The sequence below is a fragment of the Shewanella sp. MF05960 genome, from assembly GCF_050849305.1.
Classification (GTDB): domain Bacteria; phylum Pseudomonadota; class Gammaproteobacteria; order Enterobacterales; family Shewanellaceae; genus Shewanella.
This window is the reverse complement of the sequence record NZ_JBOZPS010000006.1, coordinates 55,753-72,092: the sequence shown is the minus strand read 5'-3', so window position 1 is coordinate 72,092 and position 16,340 is coordinate 55,753. Positions and strand designations below refer to the sequence as shown.

Genomic DNA, 16,340 nt, shown 5'->3' with positions numbered 1-16,340 from the left:
GTCGATAAGGCATTCTTCCATATAAGATTCAGACGTATACGAAATGGCTGAAAAACGCAATATTTTTCTGGTAGGCCCTATGGGCGCAGGTAAAAGCACAATTGGTCGCCATCTGGCGCAAATGCTGCATTTAGATTTCCACGATTCAGATCACGAGATTGAACAACGTACCGGTGCAGATATTGCCTGGGTGTTTGATGTTGAAGGTGAGGAAGGCTTCCGTAGACGTGAAGCTCAAGTCATCGGTGATCTTTCAGAAAGGCAAGGTATCGTTCTCGCAACAGGTGGTGGTTCTGTTCAGAGTAAAGATATCCGCAATTATCTTTCTGCTCGAGGTATAGTTGTTTACTTAGAAACAACGATAGACAAGCAAGTTGCGCGCACTCAGCGTGACAAGCGTCGTCCGTTGTTACAAGTAGATGATCCACGTGAAGTGCTCGAAAGCTTAGCTGAGATCCGTAATCCTTTGTATGAAGAGATTGCAGATGTCATCGTTAAGACTGACGAACAAAGCGCGAAGATCGTCGCTAACCAAATTATCGAGCAACTTGGCTTTTAGGTAAAACGCATGCAACAGATTCAGGTTCAATTAGGTGATAGAAGTTACCCCATTTACATTGGCCAGAATTTGATGAATGACAGCGAGATTTTTACTCGCTACCTACAACATAAAAAAGCCCTAATTGTTTCAAACGATACCATTGCTCCGTTGTACCTTAAACAGGTACAACAAGCGATGAGCGTTTGCACATCTATTGAAACAGTTATTTTGCCAGACGGCGAAAAATATAAAGATTTACAACACCTCGACTTAATTTTTAGTGGATTACTCGAACATAACTTTGCTCGAGATTCAGTATTAGTTGCCTTAGGCGGTGGTGTGGTTGGTGATATGACAGGCTTTGCCGCGGCATGTTATCAGCGAGGCATCGATTTTATTCAAGTCCCGACAACATTGCTCTCACAAGTTGATTCATCTGTAGGGGGGAAAACTGCGGTTAACCATCCTCTTGGTAAGAACATGATCGGTTCTTTTTACCAACCTAAATCAGTCATTATTGATACGTTATGTTTACAGACATTACCGGCAAAGGAATTTGCAGCAGGTATGGCTGAAGTGATCAAATATGGCATCATTTGGGATGCAGATTTCTTTCAATGGCTGGAACAGAATGTAGAGCCATTAAAAGCACTTGATACAGATGCATTAACTTATGCAATAGCAAAATGTTGCCAAATTAAAGCTGACGTTGTCGAACAAGATGAAACTGAACAAGGCGTACGAGCATTGCTCAATCTTGGTCATACCTTTGGTCATGCAATCGAAGCAGAAATGGGCTATGGAGTATGGCTACATGGTGAAGCTGTTGCTGCAGGCACCATTCTTGCTGCTCAAACGGCTCAAGAGTTAAACTTACTCGATGAAGTTTATGTGGAGAGAATTACTCTGCTCATGCAAGCTTTCGATTTGCCAATTAAAGCACCTAAATCAATGGATTTTGAACGCTTTATTAAGCATATGCGTCGTGATAAGAAAGTGTTAGGCGGAAAAATTCGCTTAGTATTGCCGACTCAAATCGGTCACGCTGATGTTTTCTCTGATGTCAGTGAAGACTTACTCAAACAGGTTATTAACCGCGCGTAAACTCAAGTGTGGTGATTCTTTGACTGCTTCAGGACTTTTATTACTACCCACTCAAGAAGCGCTAGTTCAGCGTTTACAACATATTGCCAGTTACAGTGAACAACTACTGGTGTTATGTGGCGATAAAGGTGCAGGAAAGTCTACGCTTGTTGCCGCATTGGCGAGTGAGTTAGATGACTATAATTCAGCTCTTGTTGTGTGCCCTCAGCATGCTGACAGCGCTGAAATACGTCGTAAAATACTGGTGCAATTAATTTCAGCCCCTATTTTTGATGACGAACGTCCCTTAATGGATACTGTGCTTAGGATCCAATCAAGTCTAGATAAACCGCTACACATTATTATTGATGATGCTCATTTGCTGCCAAAAGATATTTGGGCGGAATGTATTCTATTGAGCCAAATTCGCTGTGCCGGTAAACCTGTTGCTGTCACTATGACGATTGAGCCTAGTTTCTGGCGTAGCTTAACAGCGGATATTGCGGATAAAACCCGAGCTCTTTTACTACAAGTCAATATAGAGCCGCTCCCCATTGCTGAGCGCGACGGTTTATATCAAAGCTTATTACTACGTAGCCAAAAAACACCCTTTATACCTCGTGAAATCATTCATAAACAACTCGAAAAACAGTTAGGCACTCCTAAAGAAGTCGTTGATTTGTTGATGCTAGCGTTAGAGTCCCCTGAAGATATGCAAAAACCAAAATCTATGTTGGTTAAGTTTACGATTTCCACTGTAGTGGTATTATGTTTACTGGTGAGTGGCTGGCTTATCAATAACCACTTCTCGGCAGTAGACGTATCAAAACCCTCACTTGAATTAACGGCAACGCAGGCAGAGAGTAGAAAGCAAGCTCATTCATTCTTGGTGGAATATGGCGAACTTAAGTTAGCGCCTTACTTTACGCAACGTTATTTAGCACAGACTAAACAAATTGCTAATCTGCAAGCTGATTTGTTGATTAAACAACAAGTCGAAGCGAAACAAACCGACATAGAACTTAATGTTGATCCAGATGTTGTGCCTATCGACAATCATACCGATGTAGAGGTTTATTCTTCGCTAGAAGGGTTGTCTTTCCAGGGTAAGCTACCCAAAGCACAACCCCAAGCGGTTAGCCAGCCTCAACAGATTGTAGAGCGTGATAAGACGCCGCATAAAATCAAAGGCTTTACGCTTCAGCTCGCTAGCGTTAATGATAAGTCTTCATTGTCGCCTATTTTGACTAAGTTAGCTCAAGAGCCGCATGTGTATATTATGAGTTACAAACAACGATTTGTGATTTTTCTCGGAGATTTTGATACCTCCTCTGCAGCAGAAGCTAAATCGAAGCAAATTCAAACTCAATATCGCTTAGCAGCCCCCTGGGTAAGAAAGTGGGCCGATTTAACCGATTATCAACGGGTAGACTAATCCCTCACGGATTTTCAACTCGATTCAATAATGTGCATCTTCTGGTTATTTAATCGATTTTACCCGATGATAATTGCCACTAAACAGAGTACAATCATCAGCTTTAATTTTGCTGGCATAGTTCCTATTCATGATAAAAAAGCATAGAGCCTTTCTAAAGTGGGCGGGCGGAAAATACAAACTCGTTGATGAGCTAGCAAAGCACCTTCCTGCAGGAAACCGCCTGATTGAACCCTTTGTGGGCGCGGGGTCGGTTTTTCTTAATACTGATTATGAGCACTACTTGTTGTGCGATATCAATCAAGATTTAATCAATCTGTATAACATTGTTAAACAGCAGCCAGATGCTTATATTCAAGCGGCTAAGGCAATGTTTGTTGATGATATGAATAATAGCGAAGCTTATTATCGAGTCCGTACAGAGTTTAATGCCACGCTCGATCCGTTTATTCGTTCGGTGTACTTTTTGTATATGAACCGTCATGGTTTTAATGGTCTATGTCGTTATAACCGTAAAGGTGGCTTTAACGTGCCATTCGGCTCTTATAAAAAGCCGTATTTTCCTGAAGCCGAAATTCGTCATTTTTCTATAAAGGCGAAAAAAGCGACCTTTAAGTGTATTAGTTATGAGCAAGCTTTTGAATTAGCGGATGTGGGTGATGTGATTTATTGTGACCCGCCATATGCACCTTTATCAACCACAGCCAGTTTTACGACTTATGCAGGCCCGGGTTTTAGTTTGGATGATCAAGCGCTGCTCGCGCGTCATTCAAGACATATTGCGCACGAACGTAATATCCCAGTATTAATTAGTAATCATGATATTCCGCTGACTCGTGAGCTATACCGAGGTGCGGCTTTTTCGACTATTTCAGTGCAAAGAAATATTAGCCCAAAAGGCAGTTCACGCAATAAAGTCGATGAAATAATGGCGCTATACGATCACCATTATCGTCATGATGATTAGCGATTAAATTTGTGGGAATGGTACAGTTAACTCAATACCTGATTAACGATCAAGACTAAGGTTAACACTAAGCCTATCGCTAAAATGATGCCCATGATAATAAAAGGCAGTGGGGATTGTGACTTGAAGTCTTTTTGTCGATTGCGCTCTGTTTGCACCCCAAAAAAGGCTGCAACAGTACTACTGAAAACTTGCCATAAAGACATGCTATTTATATCTGCTTAGGGCTGCTAGAGGTAGGCATATCTTGGAGCGGTTTATCTTTATGTCCGTGGATCAGCTCTAGCAAATCGATAAAATGAAATTGGCTAGAACGACTATTGCCAGTTACCCAATTTCCCCAACTAACGTTATCTGATTGTTGTGCGCAACGGTTGGCAGGATGACTGCTTGGTAAACTGGCATTGTAGCTGTTGCTACTATCACATACACACGCTTTAGTGCTTGATGTTTCCGCTTCACTTGCCATCATGACTTGGCTAATGAGCAGCACACAAGCTGAAGTTGCAAATACAGCATAAACCGGTGTTGGTAAAAATTTACCATCACGACCAGAAATCTTGCTTAATAATTGCTTAACCATAAGGTATACCCTATCTGTGGTTTATGCTCGGCGCCTGAATATGTGTTGCAATAAACTCAAGCGAAGCTAATAGTTGCTAATGGTTTATGTGGCGACGGAGTATTCAGTCTTTAAAATCTAATCAATCGTATTCATGTGTTGCATTGAGTGCCGATCATCAACCCCGCACTTCATGTTTTATTGTTTGTTACTTTATGAGCTGTATTTTCTATTAGCTCTGACATAATAAGTAACATTTTTTATTATAGCAAAATAGCTTAGTTATTGAACACTGCTTTATGAGTAAAAAGCAACAAATCCGACTTCTGCTCTATTTTTTGACAAATATCCGTCACTCTAGGGCTTTTTTAGCTTTTCAACCTAGAGGCTTGTCGCTGCAAAGGGTAAAATGTCGTCACTTTGATCTGCCAATAGAGAAGATTATGCGCCCATTTTTAATAGCACCATCGATTTTGTCTGCCGATTTCGCCCGTTTAGGTGATGATGTTAAAGCCGTATTAGATGCCGGTACAGACGTGGTCCACTTTGACGTAATGGATAATCATTATGTTCCTAACCTAACAATTGGACCCATGGTTTGTACTGCTTTGCGCAATTATGGGATCACAGCAGATATTGATGTGCATCTTATGGTTAAGCCGGTCGACCGTATCATTCCTGATTTTGCTAAAGCGGGAGCATCAATTATTACCTTCCACCCTGAAGCATCTGAACATATCGACCGTACATTACAACTGATTAAAGAATCAGGTTGTAAAGCGGGCTTAGTGTTTAATCCGGCGACGCCACTGCATTATCTTGACCATGTTATGGACAAATTAGATGTCATTTTGTTGATGTCAGTTAACCCTGGTTTTGGTGGTCAGTCATTTATTCCACATACACTCGACAAGCTTCGCCAAGTTCGTGCGCTTATTGATGCCAGTGGTTTTGATATTCGTTTAGAAGTGGATGGCGGTGTTAAAGTTGACAATATCGCAGAGATTGCCGCAGCGGGTGCCGATATGTTTGTCGCCGGTTCAGCTATTTTCAATCAACCTGATTACAAAGTCGTAGTTGATCAAATGCGTGCTGAATTAGCCAAAGTGTAATCCATACAGGTAAACCAAAGTGAGGTTGTCGATGAATCAATGGACAAATATTCAAGCCATAGCGTTTGATTTAGATGGGACATTAATTGATAGTGTCCCGGATTTAACCGCCGCGACTAACGCCACTTTGGTTGAATGTCATTTACCCTCAGTATCAGAAGCGTTAGTCCGCAGTTGGGTAGGCAATGGTGCACAAGTGTTGATGCAAAGAGCGTTAAGCCATGCCTCTTCAACGGCACAAGATAGCGCTGAATTACAAACACAGTTAACACAGATTATGCCGCGCTTTATGCATCATTATGGTGAGCACTTACAGCAGCACAGCCGTTTGTACTCAGATGTACTCATCGTATTGCAACAATTAAAGCAAGCGGGTTATAAACTGGCCGTAGTGACCAATAAACCGTACCGTTTTACCGTACCATTACTCAGTGCGTTTGGTCTCGATGGATTGTTTTCTGAGGTATTAGGTGGCGACTCGCTGGCTAAAATGAAACCCGATCCAATGCCTTTGCAGCATTTATTACAGCAATGGCAATTAAATACCACGCAATTACTGATGGTGGGTGACTCAAAGAATGATATTTTAGCGGCCAAAGCGGCAAATGTCATGTCGATTGGCTTGACCTACGGCTATAACTACGGCGAAGATATCGGCTTAAGTGAACCTAATGCGGTATGCGAAAACTTTGCCGACATAGCGCAATACTTACTTTCTCAATAATTTGAATTTTATAAGATAATCTGGAGCAATAAAACACATGACCAAACCCATAGTTCTCAGCGGTGCACAGCCATCAGGCGAATTAACCATAGGTAATTATATGGGCGCACTACGTCAATGGGTTGCCATGCAAGATAGCCATGATTGCTTATACTGTGTCGTAGATTTACATGCCATTACGGTTCGTCAAGATCCGCAAAAACTGCGTGAGGCCTGTTTAGACACCTTAGCGCTTTATCTTGCTTGTGGTGTTGACCCTAAAAAAAGCACCGTGTTTATTCAATCTCAAGTACCACAGCACACCCAATTAGGTTGGGCGTTAAACTGTTACACCCAAATGGGTGAGTTAAATCGCATGACACAGTTTAAAGACAAGTCGCAAAAGCACGCCAATAACATCAATGTTGGTTTATACGGTTACCCAGTATTAATGGCAGCGGACATTTTGCTTTATCAAGCCAATGAAATCCCCGTCGGCCAAGACCAAAAGCAACACTTAGAGCTAACACGCGATATTGCGACTCGTTTCAATAACGCATACGGCGACACGTTTACTATTCCTGAGCCGTTCATTCCTGAGCATGGCGCTAAGGTGATGTCGCTGCAAGACCCGTTGAAAAAAATGTCCAAGTCAGATGACAACCGCAATAACGTGATTGGGCTACTTGAAGATCCTAAAGCGATTTTAAAGAAAGTGAAAAAAGCCATGACCGACAGCGAAGAGCCACCAGTTGTGCGTTTTGATATGGAGCAAAAGCCTGGTGTGTCTAACCTATTGAGTTTAATGTCTGGCTGTACAGGGCAATCAATTGCGTCTTTAGAAGCTGAGTTTGAAGGTAAAATGTACGGCCATTTGAAAGTGGCCACCGGTGAAGCTGTTGTTGGCATGTTAGAGCCATTACAAGCCCGCTTTAAAGAATACCGTGCAGATGATGCATTCTTAAGACAAGTCATGGCAGAAGGCGCTGAAAAAGCCCGAGCTCGTGCAGAAGTGACCATTAAAAAGGTTTACGACAAAATTGGTTTGATTGTATAAACCAAATCGATAACCACCTAAAGCCAGTGATGATTCACTGGTTTTTTTTATCCATAAAAAAGCCATCGATTGTCGATGGCTTTTCAATAATGGCATAGCATGGCTGAGGTTAAAGTTCTGTGTACTCAAACACCTTAACCACTTTACGTACACCGGCAGTATTGCGGGCAATCTCAACTGCGAGATCAGCTTGCTTGCGGTCAATTAACCCTAATAAAAATACTTCACCATTTTCGGTAATAACTTTAATGCGGGTAATGTCGAGCGACTTTTCGTTTAGCATGCGCCCTTTTACTTTGGTGGTTACCCAAGTGTCATTACTGCGCGTGGTAAAAGAGGTTGGCGTACCAATACGGATTTGATTATGTATTTTGCCGCCAATTTGTAAGTCTTGCACCACAGTAATGGCTTTATCACGCAGCATTGAGTTTGGCGCCTGGCCAATCATCAATACATTATTATTCATTACAACAGCAGCAATATTGGTTTGATTATTCAAGTCATCGTATTTAGACAAGGCGCTCGCAATCGTAAAGTCAGCATTGGTGTCGCTGATTTGCGTACTCATGCTGCGTTCATCATTTGCCATTTTAGCACCGCTCACAGCACCAACCATAACGGCACCAGCACACCCTTGTAGCAGTAATGCAAATACAGAGACGACGAATAATCTATTCATTATGCCTGCTCATCCTGTGGGAATAAGGTGCGGTCGATGTTATCGCACAAGCAATGAATGACCAGTAAGTGCACTTCTTGAATACGTGCAGTCACATTTGATGGTACACGGATTTCCACGTCACCCGCACTCATTAAGCCAGCCATTGCACCACCGTCTTTACCGGTTAAGGCAACAATGGTCATATCGCGGCTTAAGGCTGCTTCCATTGCTTTGATGATGTTGCCAGAGTTACCACTGGTTGAAATGGCCAGTAAAATATCACCCGGTTGACCTAAGGCTAAAATTTGCTTAGAAAAAATCTCGTCGTAGCTGTAATCGTTAGCAATAGCAGTAATGGTTGACGTGTCGCAGCTTAATGCAATAGCCGGTAACGGCGGACGCTCAATTTCATAACGGTTCAGTAATTCTGCTGAAAAATGTTGCGCATCGCCAGCACTACCACCATTACCACAAGATAGAATTTTATTGCCGCCAAGAAGACATTGCACCATCATCTCTGCTGCTTTTTCAATTGACTCAGGTAGCGCTTCAGCAGCATCAATTTTGGTCTGAATTGATTCGGTGAAACTATCTTTAATACGTTCTAACATGCAACAATCCTTACGATAAATAATCTCTACCCATATCGGTGACAAGCTTTTAATACGCTAATCAATCCGCGCCGGCAATGTGGATGTATGATGCCACAAAACCAAGTGATGGTAATCAGTTGTGGCTTAAAAACAGCCTTGTAGCCAGTTTATTTCATTAATACTCATCGCAATAACATCAAAGCGACAAGGTGGATTTACTTTTTGTCTTTGTAGGTAATGATCTGCTGCTAAACGAATGCGAGTGATTTGTTTCGCGGTCAGTGCATTAATGGCGCCGCCAAATTGGTTTGACGCCCTAAATTTCACCTCAACAAACACCCACACGTCTTGTTGGCGCATCACTAAATCAATTTCACCAAACGGATAACGTACGTTAGCCTCTACAAACGTCAGACCTTGTTGTTCAAGATAAATTCTGGCGCGTTGCTCTGCTAACTGGCCGCGATTCATAGCGGTTTTAGTTGCCCTTGAGTGTATTTGCCCCACGATAACTGGCGATCAATCACCCCATTAGACTTCACCGACAATGCACCGCTACGGCCCATAAATTGATAGCCCGGGAATGCCCGCATTTGAGCTAAGCGATTGACTAGCTCAAGTGAGTCAAATCCCATCACATAGAGCCGTTTTTGGCTGTTGTTCCAAGAGCTCCATAACTCAGACACCATTTGCGTTTCGCTGCTTGGACGCATTAACCACGGTATATCACTTATCATCAAGTTATTAAGATCTTGAGCCGCCTGGGTTGACTCGGTTTCTAAACGACTGCGACTGGTGGTGTATAACGCCACAGGTTCCGAGAACACACTAAAGTTAACGTCTAAAAATGGTTTTAATAACGCCAAGTCTTGTGAACCTGAAATCATGTAAATGGCATCAATATCTTGGCGAGAACGAAAATCCGACTCTAAGCGGCTGCCTAATAAATCTTTCATTCGACTAATACGTGCCTGGCTGTCGTTTACGCCCAATGCTTCTTGTACCGCAACTTTAATTTGGTCGCCCGGATCATAATAATGCACTTCGGCATTGTCGCTGGTTAACGTAAGCCAGGTTTGCTTAAAGCTTTCTGCCATGCGCTTACCAATCGGGTCGTTACTGGCCAATAAAAGCGGTAACTTCACACCGTCACTAAACAGTTTATGTGCTGCGTCACTGGCTTCTTGTGCTGGAGACAGCGAAAAATAAAACTGATTTGGCTGCGGATTAAAATGTTCTGTCTGATTTAAATAGAGCTGTGGAATCGAGCCCTTTTGCTTATCATTTAGTTTTTGCAGCTCTTCTACTTCATTAGGGAGCAAAGGCCCAATAATGAACTCAGCCCCTTGGGTGACTGCGTCATTATAAGCGGCAACAACACCGAGCTGAGTATCGTAAAAATTAACGGCAACATTACTGTCATATTCAGACAAGTAACTGGCGATAATCCCTTGACGGATAGGTTCGGCAACAGCGGCTCGCGGACCGGTTAATGGCAATAATACCGCAATGTTCTGTGGTCTAAATGGCTTGGCACTTAAGGCTTTTTCAAGATCGGCTGGCAGCTTAATGGCTGCTGGGTGATATGGGTTATTGCGCTGCCATTCACCTAAATAACGCACTAACTGAGTGGGTTCAACGGCATAATGTTTAGCGATATACGTTAACTGTAACCAGCCTGCAAAAATAGGATTTGACGGGTCGCGCATAAACGACTGTACCGTTTCTTCTTGCAGTGGCTGCAATATCGACCAAATGACATTGTTGACCGCGGTGGTTTCTGATTTAGGTAAATAGTTACTCAGTAAACTCAGTTGCTTAACCTGATCAATCGATTGTTGGGTGTTTTTATACAACTTGGCTTTATATTGGTGATAACTTGCCATCTGCCAACGAGGAAGCTGCCAATGTGGAGGATATTGCAATACCTCTAATGCGGCTTCAGGGCTTGTTGTTTTTTCTGTAATGCGAGCACGCAAGTAAATATGTTCAGCTTGAAGCGTCGGCACATTCACCATCGACTTTTGCATCGAGGTTAAAATACTGGTGGCTGAATTAACGTTACCATTATTAATGTAAGCATGAGCTGCCAGTAATAAATAACGGTCACGTTTTTCTGGTAAACTGCTATTTTTGGCTTCGGTTAAGTAGATTTTAGCCGGATGTTCGGCGGCAACCAACGATGTGCTTATTTCAACATACTCTCTTTGCTTTCGCTGTTGCTCAGTAGCACAACCTACCAATAAGACAGAGAAAATCATCGCGCACACTAATTTTGTTGTATTCAGTCTTTTTAACACTTGGCTTCACTCTGTTAAGATACTGGCACTAGTTTAACCTGCTCTTACGCTGGGCGAAAGTATCAGGTAGATTCATTATCGAGGTAATTATGGACCAAATGGTCGCGCTGTATATTGTTCCCACCCCTATAGGTAATTTAGGCGACATCAGCGCTCGTGCATTAGAGGTGTTGCAGCAAGTCGATTTAATCGCTTGTGAAGACACCAGGCACAGCGGAAAACTGCTGAGTCACTTTGGTATTGAAACCCGTAAAACAGCATTACATGACCATAATGAGCGTGACCGTGCTCAATGGATTGTTGAGCAACTTAATCAAGGCAAATCGATAGCGTTGATTTCAGATGCGGGCACTCCGCTTATTTCGGACCCTGGATATCATTTGGTTAATCATGTTCGCCAAGCTGGTCATCGCGTGGTGCCATTACCCGGAGCATGTGCTGCTATTACGGCGCTAAGCGCATCAGGCTTACCTTCCGATCGCTTTAGCTTTGAAGGCTTTTTACCTTCAAAAGAAAAAGCCCGTATCGATAAGCTTGAAATGCTAAAAGAAGATCCTCGCACTTTAATCTTCTATGAATCGCCGCACCGGATTGTATACAGTTTAAACGCTATTGCACAAGTATTAGGCGACGATAGGCAAGTGGTGATGGCGCGCGAAGTGACTAAAACCTTTGAAACCTTTTTAACTGGCACCGCCGCAGAGGTACTTGCCATGGTAGAAGCGGATGACAATCAGCAAAAAGGTGAAATTGTCTTAATGTGTCATGGTTTTGCTTTATCTGATGAAGAGGGCATTCCTGCGGTTGCAGTCGCGACGTTAAAACTATTAAGCGAAGAATTACCGCTTAAAAAAGCGGCCGCTATCGCAGCGCAAATTCACGGATTGAAGAAAAACGCCTTGTATAAATACGGTCTCGAGTTGGATTTATAACAGTGAGTGTTTTTTAGCATTGGTTTGTCGGCTTGCTTACGTTATAATCCGCGCCGAGTTGGCCAGACAGTTGCCGCGTACTTAGGTACGGGGAGGAAAGTCCGGGCTTCAAAGAGCAGGGTACCAGGTAACGCCTGGGCGGTGTGAACCGACGACAAGTGCAACAGAGAGGAGACCGCCATTTTGGCTTCGGCTAAAATGGTAAGGGTGAAAGGGTGCGGTAAGAGCGCACCGTGCGGCTAGCAATAGTTCGTAGCAAGGTAAACTCTACCCGAAGCAAGACCAAATAGGGTTCCATTACTTTAAATAGTATATGCGCTGCTCGCGTAGGAACCGGGTAGGTTGCTTGAGCCTGTGAGCGATTGCAGGCCTAGATGAATAACTGTCCACGACAGGACCCGGCTTATCGGCCAACTCACCTCTTTATATGAAAGGCCTCGCAGCAATGCGAGGCCTTTTGTTTTTATGGGCGAAAGCTAAAGCCTGGAAAATTTAATAAAGATAACTTGGTTAAACAAATAACATGCCATATACGGCTAGCCATCAATGGCGCGATTTATAGGCTAATAAAAACGAAGAGATTATTGCTCTTTTTCGATGATCAGCTTTCTGTGTGGGAAAGGAATTTCAATACCAGCTTCATCCAGTGCTTTTTTGATTTGCTCAGGGATTGAGTACAGGATGGCGAAGTAATGTTCACCATGACAGAAAGGGCGGACCAAGAAGTCCACTGAACTGTCATTTAAGGTTTCAACTTCAACAAATGGTGCCGGGTCTTTTAAAATATGTGGATGTGCTGCCAATACAGCATTAATAACTTTGCGTACTTCATCGGTATTTTCTTTGTAAGCCACACCAAAGTGCATATCTACTCCACGAATATCATGGAAGGAATGGTTAACGATTTGAGCCCCCCAAATTTGACTGTTCGGCACAATAATGTGCTGATTATCAAACGTTTTAAGGATCGTGGTGAATAAATCGATTTCTTGAACATTACCGAATCGATCTGCAGCGCTAATAAAGTCACCTACTTTATAAGGACGGAATAATAATAACATTACGCCAGCAGCAAGGTTAGATAATGTTCCTTGTAATGCTAAACCAACAGCTAAACCAGCAGCACCTAACAATGCCACAATAGAGGCTGTTTGCACGCCAAAACGATTTAACACCGCAATAGCAACAAAAGCGAGAATGATGTACTTCGCTACACTGCCTAAAAAACGGAATAATGTGTTGTCGAGCTTATCGTAACTTTCACCAATTTTATTGATGATTGAGCTCACTTTATTAGCAATATAAAAACCAACAATCAAAATTAGCCCAGCTAATAATACATTGATCCCTACATCAATTATTAACGGTAGGTATTGATTAATATCGATTTGTTCTACGTAGTCTTGCATTTAATGCCTCCTGCAAAAAAAGGAATATTTGCTTTATGTTTGACGAGCCACTTGTATTGGCTCTTACATTTGATTAGATATCAACTTGATATGTTAAATTTTATAACTCAATGTGACTATGTTGTTATCGCGGAAAGCTTAACACAATTATGAGGTAATGTGACGCAGATCACTTTAAGGGTGGCTGGAAAGAGTTTGTTTTTGCATGAATTAATGACGGGTATCATGACTTGGAAACCGAAATTAACTGCAAGCTTATATCTATTACATAACTTAGATCTATTACATAAAATGAACGTTAACGGAATAAATGACATGGTTACCCGCTATGACTACGAGTAACATGGTTTTATATAAAATAAATTTATTTTTTGTCAATGCGCCGCGACATCAAGCGGGTTTATGGACCCGGTATGATATCGACAGTTTGCAGTCGGCAATTGCTTTTGGTGCTGATTACGTCAGTGAGCAGGTTAGTGATGACGATCAAATAGTCAAGCCTTACACTGTGTTCGACATGAGCTGGACCACGACATGGCAACAAACCCAGTTTCAGCTGAATGTGAAAAACCTGTTTGATAAAGAATATGCTATCAGTGGATTCTCAGAGCGTAATGGCCACTTCCCTGGTGCACCAAGAGAAGTGGTCATGCAGGTCTCGCATCATTTTTAGTTCGATATTGAAATTTACACAGCTTGTTTAATAGCGAAAATATTTTGGGAGTGAATTTAATTTCACTCCCATTTTTATTCCTGCTGTAAAATATTTATATGATAACGATTAAAAACTGGCTTTTACGCCAAGATTAATAGTCGTACCTAAGGATTTTGTGTTGTAACCACCGTATGTATAAGCTTGCGAGCGTGCAGAAAAGTAATCTTCATTAAGTAAATTTTCTACCCCAAGCGAAAGCTGCCATTGGTTAAACTGATAACTACTTGATAGGTTCACTACGCTGTAATGCTCTATTGGACCTTGAGCGCCTACATATTGGTCATTAATTTTTTCAAAGCGATTACGGTCGCCTACATAAATATAATTAATGCCCAAATTGATTGCGTCGTTTGCTTGCCAATTTACATAGCTTGTAAATTTGGGCGCCGATATTGTGCTGCCATCAAGGTACACATCTGCTTCTGTGTCTTTACCTTCAATCCAGCTATAGCTTAAGCCGGTGCTGATATCTTCGGTTACGTTATAGTCAAACTGTGCTTCATACCCCCATATTTTCTGGGGAGCTCGCACGGGTAAATACACACCTGTGGTCGCATCAAAACTGTTACTGGTGCCTAGTTCAGATTGGCTACGATAGGCGGCAACTTCATAACGTAAGTCACCCATTTGACCCGAAACCCCTACTTCGTAGTTATCAACAATCGATGCCTCTGTGCGGATCAAATTGATGTCATTGACTGTTGCAGTCCTTAATAGTCGACCTAAATCCGAAATATCTGCGCCTTGAGAAAAACTCATAAACGGACTAAATGCATCGTTTAAATTATAACGAAGTCCAATGTTGTAGGTCGTTGAGTCATAAGCTAAATCACCACCCGCGACGTCAAAAGGCACTGAGCAAGTGCTTTCTGTGCTACATAATTTTAAGGTTTGGTAATCATCAACGGTTAAGTCAACACTGTCTTGTCGAATACCGGCTTTGATTATCCAATCTTCAGCGATGACAAATTTTGTTTGTAAATAAAAGGCCAAATTTTTCATGTCCATCTCTGGCACCCAAATTCGGCCATCTTCTAGCGGTTGTGAGCTGATGTCCTCGAGTGCATCAAGTCCATAAATAAACGTCGACTCAATATTATCCCAATCTACTTGGCTGACGAAGTTAACTCGCATGCCCTTTTTTTCTGACTTGATTAATGACTGTCCACCGGTATAGCCTTCACTCAAATTTGCTAGTGCTGTTGAATAAAAAAACATATTTTCTATTTTTTGTACGTAACCATCTAAGGTTAATTGAGTGTTGTTAAAAATGTCTTGGTCTACATATTTCAGCATCAAGTTATGATTACCACGTGGGCCTTGTGGTACACCTTGTTTAGCGATGCCAGTGGTATTTTTAATCGCGTAGGTTTTAACGCCTGAGTTGACGCTGCCAATCACATCGATTAAGTCCGCGTCTTGTTGAGCTTCATAGTAGTTGTAAGTTAATTTAATCGACTTATCGTCATCAAATTGGTAACCGAGTTTAGTAAAAAAGTTATTCGATTCGGTTTCTGATAAACCATAAACTAAGCCAATAATGTCACCTTCAGCGTCACGTTCAACCCCTGTTTTTTCCGTAATAGCACTAAAAACATAACTAAAATCGTCAAGGGTTCCATCGATTGAGGTATCAACTCTGTATCCCGCACTGTCTTGCAACTTGACGGCGCTAAATTTACTCGAAACCCCCACTTTGACTCGTGCTTTATCCTCGCTAGCGTGTTTTGTGATGTAGTTAATTATCCCGCCTGATGCGCCATTACCGTAGATGGAAGTAGAGCCTTTAATCACCTCAATTCGTTCAATAACGCCAGCATCGATAGAGCTGATATCTAATTGACCATTACGCAGCGGTGTGGACTGTGGCACACCGTCGATGAGGACTAATGCTGCACGACCGCGTAAGTTTTGCCCTGAGTTACTTGAAGTGCCAGTACTAGGTGCTAGTCCGGGCACCCGAAAAGCCAATAGATTTTGTAGTTCAGTGGTAATTAGCATGTCTTGTGCTAAAGCTTGCTGGTCAATTAACGTCACTGATGAGGGGACTTCATCTATTCGCTCGGCCAAACGACTACCCGTAACGATCATTCTTTCCATTGATGTTACGGGTTGAATCTCATCTGCAGCAACATAGGTGGGTAAGGCAAGTAAACAAAGCGCGTAACGTGTAGCGGTCGAAAGTTGAGTCAGTTTAAACATCACTTATAATCCATTAGTGTAAAAATCCGGCTTGATGATATTAGTTATCATTTGTATTTGCATGTAAT

16 protein-coding genes, 1 other RNA gene and 1 pseudogene are annotated in these 16,340 nt (G+C 42.2%); 10 read left to right on the top strand and 8 right to left on the bottom strand.

The features are described from left to right. Positions 1-43: 43 nt before the first annotated feature. The 4 genes from aroK to ACROAE_RS07690 all read left to right on the top strand — a co-directional run bounded on the left by aroK (position 44) and on the right by ACROAE_RS07690 (position 4,026). Positions 44-559 (top strand): shikimate kinase AroK, encoded by a 516-nt coding sequence (gene aroK, locus ACROAE_RS07705; RefSeq protein WP_011635865.1) that lies wholly within the window; start codon positions 44-46, stop codon positions 557-559. A 9-nt stretch (positions 560-568) separates the two neighbouring features. Beyond that, complete coding sequence (aroB, locus tag ACROAE_RS07700; protein WP_432400427.1) at positions 569-1,645, top strand: 3-dehydroquinate synthase; 1,077 nt, start codon at positions 569-571, stop codon at positions 1,643-1,645. Positions 1,646-1,664: 19 nt separating this feature from the next. Then, positions 1,665-3,059 carry an AAA family ATPase gene (locus ACROAE_RS07695; RefSeq protein ID WP_432400425.1) on the top strand — a complete coding sequence of 465 codons (1,395 nt, stop codon included), beginning with the start codon at positions 1,665-1,667 and terminating at the stop codon, positions 3,057-3,059. 130 nt (positions 3,060-3,189) lie between these two features. Then, the gene (locus ACROAE_RS07690; protein ID WP_432400423.1) at positions 3,190-4,026 is read left to right on the top strand and encodes a Dam family site-specific DNA-(adenine-N6)-methyltransferase; all 837 of its coding nucleotides are present in this window, start codon (positions 3,190-3,192) and stop codon (positions 4,024-4,026) included. A 26-nt stretch (positions 4,027-4,052) separates the two neighbouring features. On the opposite strand, the gene ACROAE_RS07685 is transcribed toward ACROAE_RS07690, so the two are convergent. Further along, a complete protein-coding gene (locus tag ACROAE_RS07685) occupies positions 4,053-4,232 on the bottom strand; it encodes a DUF2970 domain-containing protein (protein ID WP_432400421.1) in 180 nt (59 codons plus the stop codon). 5 nt (positions 4,233-4,237) lie between these two features. Beyond that, positions 4,238-4,609 carry a hypothetical protein gene (locus tag ACROAE_RS07680; protein ID WP_432400419.1) on the bottom strand — a complete coding sequence of 124 codons (372 nt, stop codon included), beginning with the start codon at positions 4,607-4,609 and terminating at the stop codon, positions 4,238-4,240. A gap of 422 nt (positions 4,610-5,031) precedes the next feature. Between ACROAE_RS07680 and rpe the strand changes: the two genes are divergently transcribed. The 3 genes from rpe to trpS are packed head-to-tail and all read left to right on the top strand — an operon-like array spanning position 5,032 to position 7,460. Next, positions 5,032-5,700, top strand: a complete 669-nt coding sequence (rpe, locus tag ACROAE_RS07675) for a ribulose-phosphate 3-epimerase (protein WP_432400417.1) — start codon at positions 5,032-5,034, stop codon at positions 5,698-5,700. Between the two features lie 31 nt (positions 5,701-5,731). Further along, positions 5,732-6,424, top strand: a complete 693-nt coding sequence (locus ACROAE_RS07670) for a phosphoglycolate phosphatase (RefSeq protein WP_432400415.1) — start codon at positions 5,732-5,734, stop codon at positions 6,422-6,424. A 37-nt stretch (positions 6,425-6,461) separates the two neighbouring features. Further along, positions 6,462-7,460, top strand: coding sequence for a tryptophan--tRNA ligase (gene trpS, locus ACROAE_RS07665; protein WP_432400413.1), 999 nt, complete (start codon positions 6,462-6,464; stop codon positions 7,458-7,460). 109 nt (positions 7,461-7,569) lie between these two features. On the opposite strand, the gene ACROAE_RS07660 is transcribed toward trpS, so the two are convergent. From ACROAE_RS07660 to ACROAE_RS07645, 4 genes are all read right to left on the bottom strand, one after another. After that, positions 7,570-8,139 carry a BON domain-containing protein gene (locus tag ACROAE_RS07660; RefSeq protein ID WP_432400411.1) on the bottom strand — a complete coding sequence of 190 codons (570 nt, stop codon included), beginning with the start codon at positions 8,137-8,139 and terminating at the stop codon, positions 7,570-7,572. Further along, the gene (locus ACROAE_RS07655) at positions 8,139-8,732 is read right to left on the bottom strand and encodes a phosphoheptose isomerase (RefSeq protein ID WP_124017505.1); all 594 of its coding nucleotides are present in this window, start codon (positions 8,730-8,732) and stop codon (positions 8,139-8,141) included. The genes ACROAE_RS07660 and ACROAE_RS07655 overlap by 1 nt, the downstream gene beginning before the upstream one ends. 126 nt (positions 8,733-8,858) lie before the next feature. Then, the gene (locus tag ACROAE_RS07650; RefSeq protein ID WP_432400409.1) at positions 8,859-9,185 is read right to left on the bottom strand and encodes a YraN family protein; all 327 of its coding nucleotides are present in this window, start codon (positions 9,183-9,185) and stop codon (positions 8,859-8,861) included. Next, positions 9,182-11,014, bottom strand: a complete 1,833-nt coding sequence (locus ACROAE_RS07645; protein ID WP_432400407.1) for a penicillin-binding protein activator — start codon at positions 11,012-11,014, stop codon at positions 9,182-9,184. The genes ACROAE_RS07650 and ACROAE_RS07645 overlap by 4 nt, the downstream gene beginning before the upstream one ends. A gap of 89 nt (positions 11,015-11,103) precedes the next feature. Here ACROAE_RS07645 and rsmI point away from each other — a divergent pair, with 89 nt between their 5' ends. Then, complete coding sequence (rsmI, locus tag ACROAE_RS07640; protein WP_432400405.1) at positions 11,104-11,946, top strand: 16S rRNA (cytidine(1402)-2'-O)-methyltransferase; 843 nt, start codon at positions 11,104-11,106, stop codon at positions 11,944-11,946. A gap of 54 nt (positions 11,947-12,000) precedes the next feature. Further along, positions 12,001-12,368: RNase P RNA component class A (rnpB, locus tag ACROAE_RS07635), an RNA gene on the top strand. 159 nt (positions 12,369-12,527) lie between these two features. Here rnpB and ACROAE_RS07630 read toward each other — a convergent pair. Continuing rightward, the gene (locus ACROAE_RS07630) at positions 12,528-13,355 is read right to left on the bottom strand and encodes a mechanosensitive ion channel family protein (protein WP_432400403.1); all 828 of its coding nucleotides are present in this window, start codon (positions 13,353-13,355) and stop codon (positions 12,528-12,530) included. 370 nt (positions 13,356-13,725) lie between these two features. On the opposite strand from ACROAE_RS07630, the pseudogene ACROAE_RS07625 reads away from it, so the two are divergent. Further along, positions 13,726-14,028 (top strand): annotated as a pseudogene (locus tag ACROAE_RS07625) (TonB-dependent receptor domain-containing protein); the annotation flags it as partial. A gap of 108 nt (positions 14,029-14,136) precedes the next feature. Here ACROAE_RS07625 and ACROAE_RS07620 read toward each other — a convergent pair. After that, positions 14,137-16,272, bottom strand: coding sequence for a TonB-dependent receptor (locus ACROAE_RS07620; RefSeq protein WP_432400401.1), 2,136 nt, complete (start codon positions 16,270-16,272; stop codon positions 14,137-14,139). Between the last annotated feature and the right edge of the window lie 68 nt (positions 16,273-16,340).

What these genes read in the sequence shown, in the direction of transcription:
- ACROAE_RS07685 (WP_432400421.1), bottom strand. Translation starts at nt 4,232, where the DNA reads ATGTCTTTATGGCAAGTTTTCAGTAGTACTGTTGCAGCCTTTTTTGGG.
- ACROAE_RS07650 (WP_432400409.1), bottom strand. Translation starts at nt 9,185, where the DNA reads ATGAATCGCGGCCAGTTAGCAGAGCAACGCGCCAGAATTTATCTTGAA.
- ACROAE_RS07620 (WP_432400401.1), bottom strand. Translation starts at nt 16,272, where the DNA reads ATGTTTAAACTGACTCAACTTTCGACCGCTACACGTTACGCGCTTTGT.
- ACROAE_RS07660 (WP_432400411.1), bottom strand. Translation starts at nt 8,139, where the DNA reads ATGAATAGATTATTCGTCGTCTCTGTATTTGCATTACTGCTACAAGGG.
- rpe (WP_432400417.1), top strand. Translation starts at nt 5,032, where the DNA reads ATGCGCCCATTTTTAATAGCACCATCGATTTTGTCTGCCGATTTCGCC.
- ACROAE_RS07680 (WP_432400419.1), bottom strand. Translation starts at nt 4,609, where the DNA reads ATGGTTAAGCAATTATTAAGCAAGATTTCTGGTCGTGATGGTAAATTT.
- ACROAE_RS07630 (WP_432400403.1), bottom strand. Translation starts at nt 13,355, where the DNA reads ATGCAAGACTACGTAGAACAAATCGATATTAATCAATACCTACCGTTA.
- ACROAE_RS07655 (WP_124017505.1), bottom strand. Translation starts at nt 8,732, where the DNA reads ATGTTAGAACGTATTAAAGATAGTTTCACCGAATCAATTCAGACCAAA.
- rsmI (WP_432400405.1), top strand. Translation starts at nt 11,104, where the DNA reads ATGGACCAAATGGTCGCGCTGTATATTGTTCCCACCCCTATAGGTAAT.
- aroB (WP_432400427.1), top strand. Translation starts at nt 569, where the DNA reads ATGCAACAGATTCAGGTTCAATTAGGTGATAGAAGTTACCCCATTTAC.
- aroK (WP_011635865.1), top strand. Translation starts at nt 44, where the DNA reads ATGGCTGAAAAACGCAATATTTTTCTGGTAGGCCCTATGGGCGCAGGT.
- ACROAE_RS07670 (WP_432400415.1), top strand. Translation starts at nt 5,732, where the DNA reads ATGAATCAATGGACAAATATTCAAGCCATAGCGTTTGATTTAGATGGG.
- trpS (WP_432400413.1), top strand. Translation starts at nt 6,462, where the DNA reads ATGACCAAACCCATAGTTCTCAGCGGTGCACAGCCATCAGGCGAATTA.
- ACROAE_RS07690 (WP_432400423.1), top strand. Translation starts at nt 3,190, where the DNA reads ATGATAAAAAAGCATAGAGCCTTTCTAAAGTGGGCGGGCGGAAAATAC.